The following is an 18,351-nucleotide window of genomic DNA, read 5'->3' on the forward strand; positions in this document are numbered from 1 at the left end:
GGACTGGTGTAACCGATGAATAGGAGAAAGAGGGCTCTCACCGAGCGCGGCTTATTTCATGGCGTCCAGTTTCGACCTAGACCTAAGTAGGGGGAACCTCCTCATCCCCGGGCGGTTCTTCGGTCGGTCGCTTATCCGATATACTTCAGTCATTGAAGAAATCAGCAGGAGGTCAGGAAGAATGACGGAAGCGGTACTAGAGCTTCGCAATTTGACGAAGAGAATCGGAAGGCGCAATATCGTCGATAATCTCACCTTCGACATCCCCGCGGGCGAAGTATTCGGGTTCCTCGGGCCGAACGGCGCGGGCAAGACGACGACGATCCGCATGATCGTCGGGTTGATCTCGATGACGAAGGGCGAGGTAAGAATAAAGGGAGTCTCGGTAAAGGATCATTTCGAGCTTGCGATGACGCATGTCGGAGCGATCGTCGAGAACCCGGAGATGTATAAGTTCCTCACGGGCTATCAGAATCTGGTCCATTTCGCTCGTCGCCATAGCGGCGTTACGAAGCAGCGGATCGACGAAGTCGTGAGCATGCTCGGCTTGCAGAACCGGATTCACGAGAAGGTCAAGCGCTATTCGCTCGGCATGCGCCAGCGTCTTGGCGTCGCGCAGGCGATTCTCCATCGCCCTTCGCTGCTTATTCTGGACGAACCGACGAACGGGCTCGATCCCGCGGGCATTCGGGAGCTTCGGGACTACCTGCGCAAGCTGACGAGAGAGGAAGGCATCTCCGTTATCGTCTCCTCGCACTTGCTGTCCGAGATGGAGCTCATGTGCGACCGGGTCGCTATCATTCAGTCCGGCAAGCTCGTCGACGTTCGCTCCATGCAGGATGCGAGCGGCGCCGCGCAGTCGAAGATCCTGCTCGAGGCCGGCGACCCCGCCGCGGCCCGGCAGCTGCTGAGCCAGCTGTTCGACGCTTCGCAGCTCGCCGTCTCCGGCCCGTATATCGAGATCGCCGCCGACAAGTCGGCTATCCCGAATATCGCCCGCGTGCTGGTCGCCGCCGATATCGAAGTGCTCGGAATCCATTCCGTTCAGAAGTCGCTTGAAGATCAGTTCCTCGAAATTACCGGAGGTGAGATGGTTGTCTAGCTTGTCGCAATTGATTCGCAATGAGAACATGAAGATTTATTTCCGCCCCCGGACTTGGCTGATGGTGCTGTTCCTGGTCGGCACCGTCGCGCTCATGAGCGGAATCATGAAGTGGGACGAGAGCCGGAGCGAGACGGCGGATTGGCGGGCCAGCCTCACCCAGCAGAACGAGAAGATGGCCTTGGACCTGCAGAGCTCCGCCGATATGGACGAGGGGTCTCGAGAGTATCTGCAAGAGAGAATCACGCTGAACGACTATCATTTGTCGCAGAATATCAACCCCGACAAGCTCACCTTGTGGAGCTACGTCAATAGCTCCGCCTCCCTGATCATCCTGGTGACGCTGCTGACCGTCGTCGTCGCGGCCGACATGATCGCGGGCGAATTCACCTGGGGAACGATCAAGCTGCTTCTCGTCGGCCCGGCTTCCCGGACGAAAATCATGCTCGGAAAATATATCTCGACTATGGTCTTCGCCTTGCTCCTGCTTATCGTCTGCTTCGCGGCCGCCTTGATAGCCGGCGGGATTCTCGCGGGCTTCGACGGGCTGAACACGCCGGATATTTACATGGGCTCCGACGGAATTATCCATGAAGGCAGCATGTTCCTTGCTTCCATCGAGAAATACGGGTACAACGTCGTCATGCTCGTGATGTACGTCACGATGGCGTTCATGATCTCGTCCGCGTTCCGCAGCTCCTCGATGGCGATCGCTTTCTCGCTGCTGTGCATGCTGGTCGGCAATACGCTGTCGGGACTATTAAGCGGATATAGCTGGGTCAAATATTTGATTTTCCCGAACATCGACCTCACTCAATACATGGAAGGAGCGACGCCGCTCCGTCCGGAGATGACGCTGGGCTTCTCCATCGCGATGCTTGCCATCTACTACGTCGTCTTCCAATTCGTCGCCTGGCTGTTGTTCACGAAGCGCGACGTAGCGGGTTAACTCGATTGAAGGGAAAAGATTAAAGGATAAAGGGGCACCCCTTAGTCGTCATGTACGACCTGAGGGCGTGCCCCTTTGAACAGTTCCGGATTCGGAGACGTCTTCGTAAACTCCGAGAGAAAGAGAGTCAAATACCGGACGACCTCCTCCGGCTCGAGTCCCCATTGCTTCTGAATGAGGTGCCCTCGAACCGCCATCCGCGAAAGCAGGCTGAGAACCGAATGGGTGAACATCTCGGCGAGAAGGTCGGGGTCGAATTCGGCGCGCAGGGAGCCGTCCTGCATTCCTTCCCGGATCGCCGAGCGGAAGTCGATGAAATCATGCTGTATGGCGGCTTTATAATTGAGCCGGAATTCCTCGGATGGGAACGTGAAGCGGTAATGATGGTCGAACATGGCGACGAATCGGATTTGCTCCTTCTGGTCCCGGTAAACCTCGAGCATTCCTTGCATCATCAGCGACAGTCTCTCCGCCCCTGTGCTTCCCTTCTGTCCTAAGCGATTCATCTGGGTCGCTATTTCTCTCAGGCTGCGAACCTGAAGCTCGAAGATGATGTCTTGCATGGAATTGAAGTATTTGTACAGAGTCACCCGGCTAATGCCGGCTTCGGCAGCGATGTTCCCGATCGTGACTTCGTTCCAATCCTTCTCCAGCAACAGCTTCTTGGCGGATTGCAGAATATATTCTTTGCGTTTAACGCGAATCTCTTCGATTTCCTCGTTCCAATTCTTCAAGGCCAACCATCCCTTCGGCGATTCCTCGCGAGCATGCCTCGCCGGATGCCGGAATAATCCTATCATATCCAATTCGCGCGTAAACGGAAAGCGTTAGGAAGAAAGAAAGTTAACACGAAATAAAAGGGGGTTTACAACGTGTTAACCTCAGTGTATGATAATTAAAGCCGTACGGACGGCATATTTGTTAATTATAAAACCTAGTATCCGCATGTGAAATATATGTCTACCAGACGACTGGAGACACAGCTGACTTCTACTCCTCGGGGAGTGGCGGTTTGGTTGTGTCTTTTTTCGTGCGGACTAAAGACAATTTTCTTAAGGAGAGGGTAGAAGACAATGTGGAGAAAACAGATTTGGAAAAAAACGTTGGCCGTCGGCGCGGTCCTAACGATGATGCTGACCCCGCTCATCGCCTGCTCGAACAATCAAGCGCAGCCTAGCGAGAAGGGATCCGCCGGCGCCCCTGCATCGGAGACATCCGCCGCAGGGGGAACGCCGGTATCCTACCGTCTCGGCGATATCGTGAACCCGGAGCAGACTAACAATTTCAATCCCTTCCTGAAGACCGGCAACTACGCCCCGCTGTTCGATTACATCTATAACGGCCTTTATTATTTCAATCCGGTCAAAGGCGAATTGGTTCCTCGGCTGGCATCCAATGCGGGAACCTGGTCCGAGGACGGCAAGAGCTTCACCGTCAAGCTGAACGCGAACGCGAAGTGGCACGACGGCGAAGCCTTCACCGCGGATGATGTCGTCTATACGTTTCAAGCATTGAAAGAGCATGCGGCGCTTGACTATTACAGGCTGTGGGGAGACGCAAGGCTTAAAGACGTGAAGGCGGTCGGCGAAGACGCCGTAACGTTCGAACTGAATGCGTCTTTCCCGTCGCTGCCCAACTATCTCTCCACGGTTTACATCGTGCCGGAGCATTTGTTCTCCAAGGAAGATCCAACGACGTTCTTGAACAAAACCCCGATCGGAACCGGTGCGTTTATCTTCCAATCGATCAACGAGAGCGCGATTATTCTGAAGGCGAACGCCGACTTCTTCGAAGGAGCGCCGAAGATTACGGAGCTGGTCATCCAGCGCTTCAAGGATTCTCCGGGGCTGACGTTGTCTCTGCAGAAAGGAGAGATTCAAGGATCGACCGGAACGCTGGCGATGCCTAGCCTTCCCAAGCTGCTAGAGAATCCGGACAACAAGCTTCAGCGATATCCGGGACTTGGCATTTTCGCCGTCATCATCAACAACGACAAACCCGGCTTAAACGATCCTGTTGTCCGTAAAGCGATCCAGCTTGCCATCGATAAGAACGAGCTCGTGGAGAAGGGCGAGATGGGCGCGGCAACGGTCGGCAATCCGGGCTTCCTGTCCCAGAGCTTCGGTGACCTCGTCGATCAATCGCTGCTCGAGAATCCCGATTATCAAGTCAACGTAGACAAGGCGAATGAACTGCTCGCTCAAGCCGGCTACGCGAAGAATAGCAAGGGCGTGTACGAGAAGGACGGAGTCGAACTCTCCTTCACCTACTACACGGCGGCGAACGCGCCGGCCCAGAACAAGGAAGCGGCCATGATTACCGATTGGCTATCCAAAGTCGGCATCGGCACGACGATCAAGATGGCGACATGGCCTGAGCTGACCAGCATCGCGGCTTCGGGCGATTACGATCTTATTCAGAACAGCATTACCGTTCCGCCGGATCCGCAAGCCGCGCTGGAAGTGTTCCATAGCAAGATGACGGCGCCTGTCGGGCAGAATACGCCGGGGCTGAACTGGATGAGGTTCCGCGACGACCAGATCGACGCCTGGCTGGACCAAGCCTCTTCGGCTTCGGAAGAGGAGCGGGCGGGACTCTACAAGCAGATTCAAGACCGAATCGCCGAGGTAGTACCGGTAGCCGTGCTCTATACGAGCGGCAAAGCTCCTTACAGCGAGACGAAGTTCACCGGCTACGACACGAACGTGCCCGCGACATCCTCCATCTCGTTAACGAAGGTTCAAGCCAAGTAAGCGCCGCGGCCTCGCGGTTCAGCGAAGGAGAAACAGGAATGAGAATTCAACCCTCTTATGCGGTTAGAAGGGTCGCGTTCGCCGCGGCGACCCTTCTCGCCGCGATCGTGATGAACTTTCTTCTGCCGAGGCTTATCGCGGGAAACCCGGCCGAGATGATCGCGTCCCAGACCGCGCTCGGCTCACCAGAGGTGGCGGAAGCGATCAAGAAGCAATTCGGGCTGGAGAACGACAGCCTGCTCTATCAATTCAAGCAGTACATCGTTCAATTGGTGCACGGAAACCTCGGGATCTCGTACTTCAACTACCCGACTCCGGTCGCGGAGGTGCTGCTGAAGGCGCTGCCTTGGACGCTTGGGATCGTGTTGCTCTCGACCGTGCTCAGCTATGCCGCCGGCTGGCTGATCGGCATTCGGGGCGCATTGAAGCCGGGGACTTGGTTCGACAATGCGGCCTTGGGCGTCAGCTTCTTCATCAATTCCGTTCCTTACTTCTGGATCGGAATTTTACTGATTCTGCTGTTCGGCTATAAGCTGGATTGGTTCCCGATGGGGCAGGCTTTCTCGGTGGACTACGATTCGTTGTCGGCGGCGGGCAAGCTTCGCTCCATCTCCTACCATACCGTTCTTCCGATCGTGTCGCTGGCCATCGCGTCGCTGGCCAGCCACATTCTGGTTCTCCGCAATAACTTGAGCCGGGCTCTTACCGAGGATTACATGGTTCTTGCCCGGGCGAAAGGGCTGTCCGGCCGCAGACGAACCTTCCACTATGGAGTGCGCAACGCGTTTCTCCCTTCTTTTACGGGCTTCATGCTGTCGCTGGGCCATGTCGTCGGAGGGGCGATCACCATGGAGATCGTCTTCTCTTATCCGGGCATCGGCATGCTGACTTACAATGCCATCCTGAATCACGACTATCCGTTAATCCAAGGCGCGTTCCTGATGATCGCGGTATCGATCATAGCGGTCAATCTATTGGCCGACCTGATCTATCCGTTTATCGACCCTCGCGTCAATCTGAATTAGGAGCGACTGCAGATGCGCAACAAACGAACCCTTCCGCGGGAACGCTCCGGCAAGGCGAAGCTATGGGGCGGAGCTTGCATCCTGCTGATCTTCGCGGCGGTCTCTCTGGCGACGGCCCAGATCGCGCCTTACCCCAAGAACGATATGGAGTTTGAAGTGTGGCTGAAGCCTTCCGCCGCTCATCTGCTCGGAACGGACAGCTACGGGCAGGATGTGTTCTCGCAATTAGTTTACGGGACGAGAACGTCCTTCCTCGTCGGCGTTCTGGCGGGGCTCATCACGACGATTATCGGCGTGCTGGTCGGGGTGACGGCCGGCTTCTACCGGCGCTGGGTCAGCGACGCCCTGATGTTCGTCGTCGATCTGCTGCTGATCATTCCCGTCATGGCTTTGATGATCATTCTGGCGTCATTCTTGCCCTCCATGGGGCTGACCAGCATCGTTCTGGTCATCGGCTTGCTGAGTTGGCTGTACATGGCCCGCAGCATTCGCAGCCAGACCTTGTCCGAACGGCAGAGAGGCTACGTCGAAGCCGCCCGGGTCGCGGGCATGAGCGATCTGTCCATCATGCTGCGGGAGATCCTTCCCAATCTCTATCCGATCATTCTCGCGAACTTGGTCAGCGTCACGACCCATGCCGTATTGGCGGAGGCGGGACTAAGCTTCCTAGGCATCGGCGACCCGAAGAACGTCAGCTGGGGGACAATTCTGGCGCTCGCGCACGCCAACAATGCCATCATGTACGACGCTTGGTGGTGGATCGTGCCGCCGGGGCTGGCGACCGCGCTGTTCTGCTTCGGCTTCATCCTTATCGGCAACGGCTCGTTGGAGCGGTTCCGGCACAAACGCGGCGCGTCGCAGCAAACATAGGAGGTGCTGAGCGGATGAGCTTGCTAGAAATCAACGACTTGCGAATCGAATACGTCTCGGCCAGAGGCCCCTTCAAGGCCGTGGACGGGGTGAGCTTCACGATAGAGCGGGGGGAGATCTTCGGCCTCGCCGGGGAATCGGGCTGCGGCAAATCCACGACCGCGTATGGCATCGGGCGGCTCCTAAGAGGACCGGCCCGGATCGCGGGCGGGAGCATCCGCTTCGACGGCACCGAGCTGACGGAGCTGTCCGATGCCCAGTTCGACGCCTACAGATGGGCACGAATCTCGATCGTCCTGCAGAGCGCGATGAACAATCTCAATCCGGTCATGAAGATCAAGGAACAGCTTATCGATGCGATTCTGGCCCATCGCAAGGCCACCCTTCGCTCGGACGCGCTTCGCCAAGCCGGGGAGCTGATGGAGCTCGTGGATCTGCCGAAGGACCGGCTGGAGAGGTTCCCGCATGAGCTGTCCGGAGGAATGCGCCAACGGGTCGTCATCGCCATGGCGCTCGCTCTGCGGCCGGAGTTAATCATTATGGACGAACCGACGACGGCTCTGGACGTGATTACGCAGAAAGGGATCATCGACAAGATCATCGAGCTTAAGCGGGCTTTCGGCTTCTCGGTGCTTTTTATCACGCACGATCTGCCGTTAATGCTGGAGATCTGCGACCGCATCGGGGTGATGTACGCCGGCCGGATAGCGGAGATCGCTACCCGGGAACGGATGCTGGCCGGTGCCCGGCATCCTTATACGCAAGGCCTGCTAAGGTCATTCCCTTCTCTGACCGGGCCGAGGGTGCGTCTCGAGGGCATTCCCGGATCGACGCCCGACCTCATCGCGCCGCCGCAGGGCTGTCGGTTCCGGGAGCGCTGCCCTCATGCGCTTCCGCAGTGCGGGAACGAAGCCCCGTTCGTTCTTGAGGACCGGGACGGCCGGGTCAGCTGCCATTTATACGCCAAGGAGGAAGCCTTCGATGAAGCCGCTGTTGCAAGTCCATAACGTCAGCCAGGTTTACGAGAGCGGCGGGCTCCTGCGCAAGGGCAAGGTTCGGGCGGTCCGGGACGTCAGCCTTGTTCTCGGAGAAGGGGAAGTGCTCGCCGTCGTGGGGGAATCCGGCTGCGGCAAAAGCACGCTGGCAAGAATGATCCTGGGGCTGCTTGAACCGACCGCCGGCCGCGTCGAATTCGAGGGCCGGGCGGTCGATCGTCGCCGAAGGGGACGCCTGGAGACGGCCAAGCGGCTTCAGATGATCTTCCAGGATCCTTTCGAGACGATCAATTCGAATCAGAGGGTGGAGACCGTGATCGGGCGGCCGCTGCAGCTTCATGGAGCGAAGGGACCCGTCCGCGAGCGGGTCCTGGAGCTGCTGGGGCAAGTCGGATTGACTCCTGCGGAGGACTACATCGATAAATATCCTTCCCAGCTGTCCGGGGGACAGAAGCAGCGCGTCATGATCGCCAGGGCGCTCGGCATCGGCCCGCGCGTGCTTATTGCCGACGAGCCGACCTCGATGCTGGACGTCTCGATCGGGATCGGCATTATGAACTTAATGCTCGATCTGAAGCGGGACAACGACCTGTCTCTTCTCTGGATTACCCATAACCTAGGCAGCGCAAGGTACATGTCCGACCGTATTGTCATCATGTTCGGCGGTCAGATCGTCGAATCCGGACCGACCGAGGACGTGATCGCCTCTCCCGGTCATCCTTATACGAGAGCTCTGCTCCATGCTTCTCCGGACCCTTGGCGGCAGAAGACGGAGGGGGAGAAGTTCGATGACGCGGAACGCGAGGAATCCGGATTGCCGGAGTCCGGCTGCCGATTCCGGAACCGATGCCCATGGGCTCGGGAGGAGTGCGGGCAGAACGAGATTCCTCTAACGTCGCTGGACGCGGAACGGGAAGTCCGCTGTTTATTCCCGTTGCCTTCCGATCCCGCCTCCTCCCCTTTGCCGCATGAAGAAAGGACGGTCGACTAGTGCAAAAAAGACCTAATATCGTTTTGGTTTATTGCGACGATCTGGGGTACGGGGACTTGGGCTGCTACGGCTCGGACGCCATTCGGACTCCGCATCTCGACCGGTTGGCCGAAGAGGGAGCCCGATTCACGGACTGGTATTCGAATTCGCCGGTATGTTCTCCCTCCCGGGCTTCGCTGCTTACCGGCCGTTATCCGGCACGAACGGGCATCGAACGCATCCTGACCGGCAAGCGAGGATCGGCCGGGCTGCCCTCGGACGTACCTACGATCTCCTCCGTGCTGAAGTCCCATGGATACCGCACCGGCTTGTTCGGCAAGTGGCATCTCGGAACGCACCCGGACAACGCGCCGAGCGCCCATGGCTTCGACGAGGCGTTCGGCTTCCTCGCGGGCTGCGTCGATTATTACTCCCATATTTTCTACTGGGAGCAGGCCGGCGGCGTTAACCCCGTGCACGATCTCTGGCATAACGGCCGAGAGGTGTGGAGGAACGGAGAATACCTGACCGACCTGATCACGGACAGAACGATCGAATTTATCGAAGCGTCCCGCAACGAACCCTTCTTCGCTTACGTGGCCTACAACGCCCCCCATTATCCCATGCATGCGCCCCAGCGCTATCTGGACCGCTATCCGGAATTGCCGGCGGACCGCCGGATCATGGCCGCGATGATTTCCGCCGTCGATGACGGCGTAGGAGCCATAGCGGATGCGCTTAAGAGAAAAGGCTGCTACGAGGACACGATCTTCTTTTTCTCCAGCGACAACGGTCCGTCCACCGAGTCCCGCAATTACTTGGACGGCAATGAGGACAAGTATTACGGCGGTTCGGCGGGACTGTTCCGCGGACATAAAGCGAGCCTGTTCGAAGGGGGCATCCGGGAACCTGCCATCTGGAGCTATCCGGCGGCGGTCCAAGCGGGCCAGGTTCGCCGCGAGCCCTGCATGATGGCCGACGTTCTGCCGACGATTCTGGATCTGGCGGACTTGCCTCCGTTGTCTTCCGTGGATGGGGATAGCGTGAGCTCCCTTCTGCGAGGGGGAGAAGGAATGGCCCGGGAGCGGTTATTCTGGTCGTATGGGGATCAGGCGGCCGTTCGCGAAGGAGATTGGAAGCTTGTCTTGAACGGGCGAATCGACTTCACCGAGACGGCGCCGGATGCCGTTCACCTGTCCGACTTGGGTTCGGATCCGTCGGAACGCGTCAATCTGAAGGACGAGTACCCCGAGATAACCGAACGGCTTCGACGAGCCGTCCGAGAATGGCTGGAAAAAACGAAAAATGAAGGCAACATTTAGAAGGGGGACTGCGAGATGAGAGCGGTCATGGTCATGTTCGATTCCTTGAACCGTCATATGCTTCCCAATTACGGCTGCGATTGGATCAAGGCGCCTAATTTCGCTAAGCTGTCGGAACGGATGGTTACCTTCGACAAGTGCTACGCGGGGAGTTTGCCCTGCATGCCGGCCAGGCGCGATCTCCATACGGGCAGGTACAATTTCCTTCACCGCAGTTGGGGGCCGCTCGAGCCGTTCGACGATTCCGTCGTAAGCTTGCTTAGGAGGCATGGCGTTTATACGCATTTGTGCACGGATCATGGGCATTACTTCGAGGCCGGGGGCGCTACTTATCATACGAACTACAACTCATGGGAGTTCGCAAGGGGGCAAGAAGGCGATCCGTGGAAAGGGCAGGTCGAGGATCCCCACATCCCGGAGTCGCTGTCGGGACCGAAAATCGGCGATTTATGGCGGCAGGACTGGGTGAACCGCCCTCACTTGGACTCGGAAGAGAAGCAGCCGCAGGCGGTTACGGTCGCGAACGGGTTGTCCTTTATCGAGACGAATCGCGATCAGGACAACTGGTTTCTTCAGATCGAGACGTTCGACCCTCACGAACCGTTCTTCACCCAACAGAAATACAAGGACCTTTACCCGCACGTCTACGAGGGCAAACACTTCGATTGGCCCGATTACGGAAGAGTGAAGGAAGCTCCGGAGGAAGTCCAGCACGCGATCTATGAGTATGCCGCGCTTGTCAGCATGTGCGACGAGTACCTGGGCAAGATCCTGGATGCCTTCGACCGGTGGAATCTATGGCAAGACACGATGCTTATCGTCAACACGGACCACGGTTTTCTCCTGGGAGAGCACCGTTGGTGGGGCAAAAACATTCAACCCTTGTACAGGGAGATCTCGAACATTCCGTTGTTCGTCTGGGATCCGCGGTACGGACGGTCAGGCACGCGTTCCGACGCGCTAGTCCAGACGATCGACCTGGCTCCGACGCTGCTTCATTACTTCCATATAGAAGCGCCCAAGGACATGCAGGGGCGTTCGCTTCACCAAGTCATCGAGCAAGATCGGCCGATTCGCGAAGCGGCGCTGTTCGGCATTCATGGCGGCCACGTTAACGTAACGGACGGCCGGTACGTCTACATGAGGGCGCCGAACGGCCCGGAGAACGGACCGCTGTACGAATATACCCTGATGCCGACGCACATGCACCAGCCATTCGGCGTCAAGGAGCTGGCGGATATCGAGCTGCAGGAGCCCTTTGACTTTACCAAAGGATGCCGCACGATGAAGATCCGAGCGAACACGTACTTGAACCCCTACCTGTACGGCAGCCTTCTATTCGATCTGGAGCGGGATTCGAAGCAAGACTCGACGATAGAAGAACCGGAGACGGAGGCGCGGATGATCCGGCATCTGGCAAGGCTTATGAGGGAGAACGGAGCGCCGGAGGAGCAATATGAGAGGCTCGGAATCCCGAGGGACGGGAACGTAGCCGAAGAGACGCTTCTCGCGGAGAGGTTGAAAAGGAAGGAGGGCTACGAAACCGATCTGGGGATCGGGGAACGGTGGACGGCGGAGGGAAGGAATCTCTACTTAGCCCTTAAATGCCTGGCGCCGGCAAAGCTCAGAGAGACGGCCGATGTCCGGCTGTCGGGATACTTGTCTTCCCGGCAGACCCTGGAGATCGGAGCGGATGTCGTATCCGCCTTCGCCGTCGAGCTGTTCGGCGGGGATACGAGGATCGCGTCCGTGCTCCGCCAGCTTTTTGCGGTGCCGAAGCCGTAATTCGAATGGTTTTGCGACCCGATAATTTTGCTTGGAACGCTCCCTTCGGGGGCGTTTTTTGCGTTGCAGCCAAAAATGAGAATTGTTTCGCTTTCGATGAGAAATCGCTCATTTTTAAAATTTTCCTTAACGAACCTTGTATAATAACGAGCAGTGTAGTCAATTTGGACTAAATTGGCAAAGGAGCTGGCAGACATTAATTGGTTATCCAGATTGGCCGTATTAAGCCTGGCGCTGCTTCTGACCGTGGGCACGGGTTCTGCAATCGCGGCATCGAATAGTTCTTTATACATAGAAGACGAGAAAGTAAGCTTGAACAAGAGCCTTCGCCTGGTGGACGGAGTAACCTTCGCCCCCGTCCAGGAGTTGGCGTCGTTGATGAATTGGCGCGTCGCTTATGACAGCGATTCCAATTACGTGGTCGTCATGAACGATGGCGGCGACAAGCTGGCGTTCCGGGCGGGAGAGTCCGAGATTCGCTACAACGGCAAGAATTACGATATCGCGCAGACGGCGAGATCGATCGACGGCAATACGTATCTTCCGCTGCGGGTTCTGACGGAAGCGATGCATGCCAGGATCGGCTGGGAAGCCGAGGATAAGCTCTCCTCCGTTATCGGCGTGGAGAGCTACGCGGTTCAGGCCGGCGATAATCTCGCCGGCATCGCGGAGGCGAACGGAACGACCGTCGCCGCCCTTAAGGCCCGCAACGGACTGACGAGCGAAGCCTTGAACGCGGGAGATCGCTTGCAGGTCATCGTTCCCGAGTTCATGGATCCGGCGACGGCGGACGTGGCGCTTCTCGCCAAGCTTATTCAAGTCGAGGCCGGATATGAATCCTATCAAGGGAAGCTGGCGATCGCCAACGTCGTTCTGAACCGGGTGAAGAGCGGGCGATTCCCGGATACGGTCAGCGGCGTCATCTACGCGGCGGGTCAATTCCCTCCGGCAAGGAACGGCAATCTGCAGACGCTGTCGGCGTCGAGCGAGAGCGTTCAGGCAGCCAAGGAAGCTCTGGCCGGCGAGAACAACGTACCGGGAGCGCTGTATTTCTTCAATCCGAAGCTGGAGCCGGCGAAGGCCAAGAAGGCCAGCGTCGTCAAGACGATCGGCAATCATATGTTCGTTAGATAACGATAAAGGCAGGATAAGAGCGGTGTCTCGGGGAGGAACCTCCCTGGACGCCGTTTTTGGTATTTTTGTTGCGTTGACAGACCTTGGCCCCGGTGATAGTATCAAGCCGACTTTTCCTACTACTCCATGCAAAGAATGTGATGATGTGGCTCAGACCCAGCCTCGAACCCTACCGGGTAGACGGCAAGCGATCTTAACGAAATACTTATCCGGAGAGGCCTTCGACTATCGCCAGTTGATCGCTCTCTTTATTCCGATCTTGATCGACCAAGCGTTCATTATCGGCCTTAGCCTGTTGAACACCGCCATGATCTCTTCCGCGGGAGTGGATGCGGTCAGCGCGGTAAATATGGTCGACTCTCTCAATGTCTTTCTGCTCAGCATTATCGTGGCGTTATCGACCGGCGGAACGGTGATCGTCGCCCAATACAAAGGAAGCGGCAATGTCGGGATGGTACCGAAGGCGGCGGCCAGCTCGATCTCCTCGGTATCGCTGTTCTCGCTTACGATAGGCCTTCTTATGATGCTTTTCCACAACCAGGTGTTAAATCTGTTCTTCGGCTCGGCAAGCCCGGAGGTCATGGAACTGGCGCGGACTTACCTGCTCGGAAGCTGCGCCTCCTACTTCGGCCTGGCCATCGTGGAAGCGGTGTGCGGAGCGCTGAGGGGGATCGGGAAATCCAAGGCATCGCTGGTTTTGTCCCTTATCTTGAACTTATCCTACGTTCTGCTGAACGTGCTCTTCATTAACATCTTGAAGATGGACGTACAGGGCATGGCCATCTCCGTGAACATTGCCCGTTACCTCGGGGCGATCTGCGCGGTCGTCTTCCTGCTGCGGATCGACACGGAGCTTCGGGTCCGTCTGAAGAATCTGTTCCGCATGAACCTGGGAATGGCGCGCAAAATCCTGTCGGTCGGAATCCCGTTCGCCGCCGAGCAGATGTTCTTCAACGGGGGCAAGCTGCTCACGCAGACGTTCATCGTCGGGATGGGCACCTACGCCATCGCGACGAACGCGGTCAGCGGAGCGATCGCGATGGCCCTTCAGATTCCTTCGAGCGCGCTCTCGATCGCGGCGGTGACGGTGGTGGGCCAGAGCATCGGCGCGCGGAACGTCCAGGACGCCCGGAAGTTCATCAAGTCGTTCCTCTGGATCTCGTCCGGGTTCTTCGTCGTCATGACGCTGATCGCGCTGCCGCTGTTCCATCCGATCGTCGACGGCTTGTTCCATTCTCCCGAAGCGATCAAGGACGACTTGTTCGTCATCTTCTTGATCAACGCGCTTGCCCAGATCCCTCTGTGGTCGGTCAGCTTTATCCTACCTTCCGCGCTGCGGGCGGCGGGCGATTCGAAGTTCACTTCCACCGTCTCGCTGCTGTCGATGTGGCTGTTCCGCATCGTTCTAGGCTACTTGCTGGGTGTCGTGTTCGACTATGGGATCGTCGGCGTGTGGCTTGCGATGAACATCGAATGGGGCGTTCGCGGGGCGATATTCCTGATCCGTTATCGCGGGACGAAGTGGTACCGGAAGCGGGTAATTTGAGCCGCATCCGGTACCGGATCGAGTCCGGGGCTAGTCCTTCACGACAAGCCCGAACAAATTCGCGAAGATGTAAGCCTGCTCTCGCGAGATGATGCAGCCCCGGAGACTCTCCGCGTCCACGCTGAGCCCGTCGAAATCGTTGTCGCTCAGATCGATTCCGGCGAGATCGGTCGCGGAGAACTGGGCATGGTCCAGCCTGTTCCGGCGGAGCTCGAAGCTCTTGAACTTCGAGTAGCTGAAGTCGGATTTGGCGAGCGAGCAGTCTTGGAAGGTTACTTGCTTCAGATCCGCGAACCGAATGGCGGCGTAATCCGCCAAGCAGCCGTCGAATACCGTATTCCGGATCGTCGCGTCGGCGAGGTTCAGGCCGAGCATCTTGCAGTTCGCGAACTCGACGCGGTGAAGAATGGCCCCGCTGAGGTCGAGGTTGGACAGGTCGCACTTCTCGAACCGAACGTCCGTCAGCTCGATTCCGGGCAGGGCGGAATCCGAGAACGTCACGTTGCGGAGAATGGTTTTCTCGATGCTCACCTTGCTTGCCTGGCATTCCTCAATTAGGCTATCGCGTATCAACGCTTTTTCCAGACGGTCGTCGGATTTCAACTCGTGAAGCTCCATAGCGGAAAGCGCGCTCTCGTCGGGAATTTGAGGCGTTTCCAGCTTTGGGGCTTGTTTTTTGGCGCTCATCTTTGTCCGCTCCTTGTTCGTCCCCGCCTGGGAACGTTAGTTCTCTTATTATATAGCGGCCTATCGTCGAGTAGCAAAAGACCCTTCTAACCCGGCAGCTCCAACACGAACGTGCTTCCCGCCGGAGAGCTCTCCGCCAGGCGAAGCTCTCCGCCGAGAGCGCTCGCGAGAAGGCTGCTGTAGGTAAGCCCCAGTCCCAGCCCGCGGATGTGCCGCTTCTTCCGCTCGCCCCGATAGAAACGCTCGAAGATGTACGGGAGCTCCTCCGCGGAGATGCCGCTGCCGTTGTCGGCGACTTCGATGCGCGCCTTGCCTTCCGCCTCAAGCAAACGAAGAGTCAGCTCGATCGGGCGGCCCGGCACGGCGGCCTGCTGGCCGTTGTTCAGCAGATTGACGACGATCTGCTGAATGCGCAGAGCGTCGCCGGCAATGTATACGGGCTGCTCCGGCAGCTCGGTCTCTACCGTCACGTTCATGCCGGCGTAAGGAAGCGACCATTGGAAGGCAATTTCGGACAGCAGCCCCCCGAGCTCCAGCCGGTCCTTCCGAACCTCGACATAGCCCGCGGCGAACGCGTTGTAATCGAGCAGATCCGTGACCATCCGTTCCATCCGGTCCGATTCCTTAAGCGCGATGTCCAGGAACTCCTTGGCTTCCTCCTGCTGCACGACATCGTCCCGGACGGCCATCATCAGCCCTTTGATCGAAGTGACGGGGGTTTTGAGCTCGTGCGTCACCCCGGCGAGCGACAAGGCTCGCCACTCCTCCAGCTGCTTAAGCCGGCTTGCCATATCCTTGAACGAATCGACCAATTCGTCCAATTCTTTCTCGTTCGATTGCACGTTCAGATTGACGTCGTAACGGCCGGCGCGGATCAGGCGGGCGCTCTCCGCCACTTGGCGAATCGGCAGCGACAGCTTGCGCGACAACAAGTAGATCGTCAGCCAGCCGCACAGAATGAGCGTTCCGAACAAAACGCCGAGCAAGGCGACCTCATTCGGGCTGTAGCTGAGAGACTTCTTGGAGAGCAGCAGCGATACTTGGCCGATTTGCTCCCCGTCCGCTTCGATCGGAGTGATGACCGCCTGAGAATTGTCCCTCCGCGAGGCGCTCAAATCATCCGACAAATAGCTTCTCACCTCGTCTTGGCGAAGGGGAGGCTTCGAATACTGCAGATTCCCCTCGTCGTCCGTGATGATCAAGCACAGATCGCCCTTGAAGTCGAAGTACCGCAGACGGCTGTCCAGCAGCGGGTCCATCTGGGGAGGAATGTTCAGCGTCCCGTCCGCCGACGTGACCCGATCGGCGATCTCTTGGCCCAGCAAGCCCGCCGTTTTCAGCCGGCTGTCCTTCGCCGTATCGCGAATCCAGTATAACGCGCACAGGGCGATGATCGTAAAGCCGACGCACAGAATGATAATATAGCGAAAAGTCCAATAGGACAGAATGGACGTCTTCTTGCGCCGCCGCATTATTCTCCAATCCACAGCTGATACCCCGTTCCTCTGAGCGTCCGAATCTCTCCCGCCTCTGCCGGCCAGTGGGCAAGGGACTGACGCAGCCTTTTGATCGATAGGTCGACCGCCCGGTCGCTCCCCTCGTAGTCCGCTCCCCACACGTGTTCGATTAACTGCTCTCTGGTGAAAATCCGGTTAGGAGACTCCGCCAAAAACAGCAGCAGGGACAAATCGCGAGGATTGAGCGGAACCTCGGCCGCGTTCAGGAACACGCTCTTGGAGGCGAAGTCCACCATCAGGTTGCCGAAGTGGCGCTTGCTCTCCCCGTCGGTCCAATGCGGCCGCCTGCGCAGAGCCGCCCGAACGCGCGCCACGACTTCGTCCGGCACGAAGGGCTTGGTCATATAGTCGTCGGCGCCGTCGTTCAGGCCCAGCAGCCGGTCCTGAATGTCGCCCCTGGCGGTCAGCATGATGACCGGACAGGCGCTCTTGTCCCGGATGGCGCGAAGCAGCTCCCAGCCGTCCATGCCCGGAAGCATGACGTCGAGCAGGACAAGCGAGAAATCCGAAGCCTCGAAGACGTTCAACGCCTCCAGGCCGTCGGAGACGACGGTCGCCGCGTAGCCCGCTTTGCGCAGGTAGGCGGCGAGAACCCTCGCGATCGCGTCCTCGTCCTCGACGATCAGGATGGATTTCATGGCGGCCGTTCTCCTCTCTCAGGGTCGTATACTAGTTACTTTTACATAGGAAGAATCGCGCCGCAAGGGCTTTCCCGAATTTCCCGGCTTTATTTCTCTCTGACATTCGCCCGACATATTCGCTTGCTATCATGGTCTCGAAGCCATAAGGACATTGCTAGTTTAGAGATCGAAGGAGGAAACCATAGTGAAGAGAAAAACGAAAGGCTGGCTGATCGGCGGGGCTTTGGCGGTAGTCGTCCTGGGGACGGGCGCGTACACGTGGTCGAATGATTATCTGGGCAATAACATCGACATCGAAGGAGTCATCCCCGCCGATGCGGGGGCCGCATCGCCATCCTCTTCCGCCGGTTCCTCCGCGGAGCCGGGAGCGAGCGCATCCTCGTCGGCCGCTTCCGGCGCGACGGTTACGGGAGAGCAGCTGAACGGCAACTGGACGATCTCGGAAGGCTCCAAGCTCTACCTCTCGGTGACGACCTCCCGGGAGACGGTGAATTTCGTGGACGAAGCGGTCAGCGGCAGCTGGGCACTGAACGTGGACGACGCCTCGCAGACGAGCGCCGAGGGCAAGATCGACATGGCTTCGCTCGATTCGGGCAACGGGCAGCGCGACGGGCATGTCAAAGGAGAAGAGTATCTCAACGTTTCGGAATTCCCGGAGGCGACGTTCCAAGCGACCTCGTTCGAAGGGCTTCCGGCGGAATGGACGGAAGGCTCAGCTTCCGACTTCAAGATGACGGGGACGCTGACGGTTCGGGGAGTCGAGAAGGAAGTTACGTTCGACGCCAAGACGATGTACCGGGACGGACAAGTCCTGCTGTCGGGAACGGCGATCGTGACGTTCGCCGACTTCGGGATGGAGAATCCGCACAGCGTCGTGCTCGATACCGAGAACGATCTCAGCGTTCAACTCGAACTGGTGCTCGATAAGGCGTAAAAAGCAAGACCGTACAAGGACAAAAGGCTACGGCGTCAGGGGACGACGCCGGGCCTTTTTGGCATGTTTACCGACTTTAATCGTTAGGACGACTGATTCCGCGGGTAATAGAGATAGCTAT

General features: G+C 58.0%; 16 protein-coding genes. 12 read left to right on the forward strand and 4 right to left on the reverse strand.

Annotated features, from left to right (window positions below):
- The first annotated feature begins 181 nt into the window (after window positions 1-181).
- Window positions 182-1,102, forward strand: a complete 921-nt coding sequence (locus H7B67_RS26400) for an ABC transporter ATP-binding protein (protein ID WP_185122880.1) — start codon at window positions 182-184, stop codon at window positions 1,100-1,102.
- Window positions 1,086-2,051 (forward strand): ABC transporter permease, encoded by a 966-nt coding sequence (locus H7B67_RS26405; protein ID WP_343069211.1) that lies wholly within the window; start codon window positions 1,086-1,088, stop codon window positions 2,049-2,051. The genes H7B67_RS26400 and H7B67_RS26405 overlap by 17 nt, the downstream gene beginning before the upstream one ends.
- Window positions 2,052-2,092: 41 nt before the next feature.
- Here the strand turns inward: H7B67_RS26405 and H7B67_RS26410 are convergent, their stop codons facing one another.
- On the reverse strand, window positions 2,093-2,785 hold the full coding sequence (locus H7B67_RS26410) for a TetR/AcrR family transcriptional regulator (protein WP_185122882.1): 693 nt from the start codon (window positions 2,783-2,785) through the stop codon (window positions 2,093-2,095).
- A gap of 339 nt (window positions 2,786-3,124) precedes the next feature.
- Between H7B67_RS26410 and H7B67_RS26415 the strand changes: the two genes are divergently transcribed.
- The 9 genes from H7B67_RS26415 to H7B67_RS26455 all read left to right on the forward strand — a co-directional run bounded on the left by H7B67_RS26415 (window position 3,125) and on the right by H7B67_RS26455 (window position 14,451).
- Window positions 3,125-4,804 (forward strand): ABC transporter substrate-binding protein, encoded by a 1,680-nt coding sequence (locus H7B67_RS26415; protein ID WP_185122883.1) that lies wholly within the window; start codon window positions 3,125-3,127, stop codon window positions 4,802-4,804.
- A 38-nt stretch (window positions 4,805-4,842) separates the two neighbouring features.
- Entirely contained in the window at window positions 4,843-5,829 is a 987-nt protein-coding gene (locus H7B67_RS26420; RefSeq protein WP_185122884.1) for an ABC transporter permease, read from the forward strand.
- 12 nt (window positions 5,830-5,841) lie between these two features.
- Entirely contained in the window at window positions 5,842-6,699 is an 858-nt protein-coding gene (locus tag H7B67_RS26425) for an ABC transporter permease (protein WP_185122885.1), read from the forward strand.
- A 14-nt stretch (window positions 6,700-6,713) separates the two neighbouring features.
- The gene (locus H7B67_RS26430) at window positions 6,714-7,706 is read left to right on the forward strand and encodes an ABC transporter ATP-binding protein (protein WP_185122886.1); all 993 of its coding nucleotides are present in this window, start codon (window positions 6,714-6,716) and stop codon (window positions 7,704-7,706) included.
- Window positions 7,681-8,685, forward strand: coding sequence for an ABC transporter ATP-binding protein (locus H7B67_RS26435; RefSeq protein WP_185122887.1), 1,005 nt, complete (start codon window positions 7,681-7,683; stop codon window positions 8,683-8,685). The genes H7B67_RS26430 and H7B67_RS26435 overlap by 26 nt, the downstream gene beginning before the upstream one ends.
- Window positions 8,685-9,986, forward strand: a complete 1,302-nt coding sequence (locus H7B67_RS26440; protein ID WP_185122888.1) for a sulfatase-like hydrolase/transferase — start codon at window positions 8,685-8,687, stop codon at window positions 9,984-9,986. The genes H7B67_RS26435 and H7B67_RS26440 overlap by 1 nt, the downstream gene beginning before the upstream one ends.
- 15 nt (window positions 9,987-10,001) lie before the next feature.
- Window positions 10,002-11,771 carry a sulfatase gene (locus tag H7B67_RS26445; protein WP_185122889.1) on the forward strand — a complete coding sequence of 590 codons (1,770 nt, stop codon included), beginning with the start codon at window positions 10,002-10,004 and terminating at the stop codon, window positions 11,769-11,771.
- Window positions 11,772-11,984: 213 nt separating this feature from the next.
- Complete coding sequence (locus tag H7B67_RS26450; RefSeq protein ID WP_185122890.1) at window positions 11,985-12,905, forward strand: cell wall hydrolase; 921 nt, start codon at window positions 11,985-11,987, stop codon at window positions 12,903-12,905.
- Window positions 12,906-13,050: 145 nt separating this feature from the next.
- Window positions 13,051-14,451 carry an MATE family efflux transporter gene (locus H7B67_RS26455; protein ID WP_185122891.1) on the forward strand — a complete coding sequence of 467 codons (1,401 nt, stop codon included), beginning with the start codon at window positions 13,051-13,053 and terminating at the stop codon, window positions 14,449-14,451.
- A gap of 30 nt (window positions 14,452-14,481) precedes the next feature.
- Here the strand turns inward: H7B67_RS26455 and H7B67_RS26460 are convergent, their stop codons facing one another.
- The 3 genes from H7B67_RS26460 to H7B67_RS26470 all read right to left on the reverse strand — a co-directional run bounded on the left by H7B67_RS26460 (window position 14,482) and on the right by H7B67_RS26470 (window position 17,293).
- Window positions 14,482-15,138 (reverse strand): pentapeptide repeat-containing protein, encoded by a 657-nt coding sequence (locus H7B67_RS26460; protein WP_185122892.1) that lies wholly within the window; start codon window positions 15,136-15,138, stop codon window positions 14,482-14,484.
- Between the two features lie 86 nt (window positions 15,139-15,224).
- Window positions 15,225-16,625: an ATP-binding protein gene (locus H7B67_RS26465; RefSeq protein ID WP_185122893.1), complete on the reverse strand. Its 1,401-nt coding sequence runs from the start codon at window positions 16,623-16,625 to the stop codon at window positions 15,225-15,227.
- Window positions 16,610-17,293, reverse strand: coding sequence for a response regulator transcription factor (locus H7B67_RS26470; RefSeq protein WP_185122894.1), 684 nt, complete (start codon window positions 17,291-17,293; stop codon window positions 16,610-16,612). Before H7B67_RS26470 ends, H7B67_RS26465 begins: the two co-directional genes overlap by 16 nt.
- A gap of 187 nt (window positions 17,294-17,480) precedes the next feature.
- On the opposite strand from H7B67_RS26470, the gene H7B67_RS26475 reads away from it, so the two are divergent.
- Window positions 17,481-18,230 carry a YceI family protein gene (locus tag H7B67_RS26475; RefSeq protein ID WP_185122895.1) on the forward strand — a complete coding sequence of 250 codons (750 nt, stop codon included), beginning with the start codon at window positions 17,481-17,483 and terminating at the stop codon, window positions 18,228-18,230.
- Window positions 18,231-18,351 lie beyond the last annotated feature (121 nt).

Origin of the sequence: Cohnella thailandensis (assembly GCF_014212135.1) — a bacterium.
GTDB classification, from domain to species: Bacteria; Bacillota; Bacilli; order Paenibacillales; family Paenibacillaceae; genus Cohnella; species Cohnella thailandensis.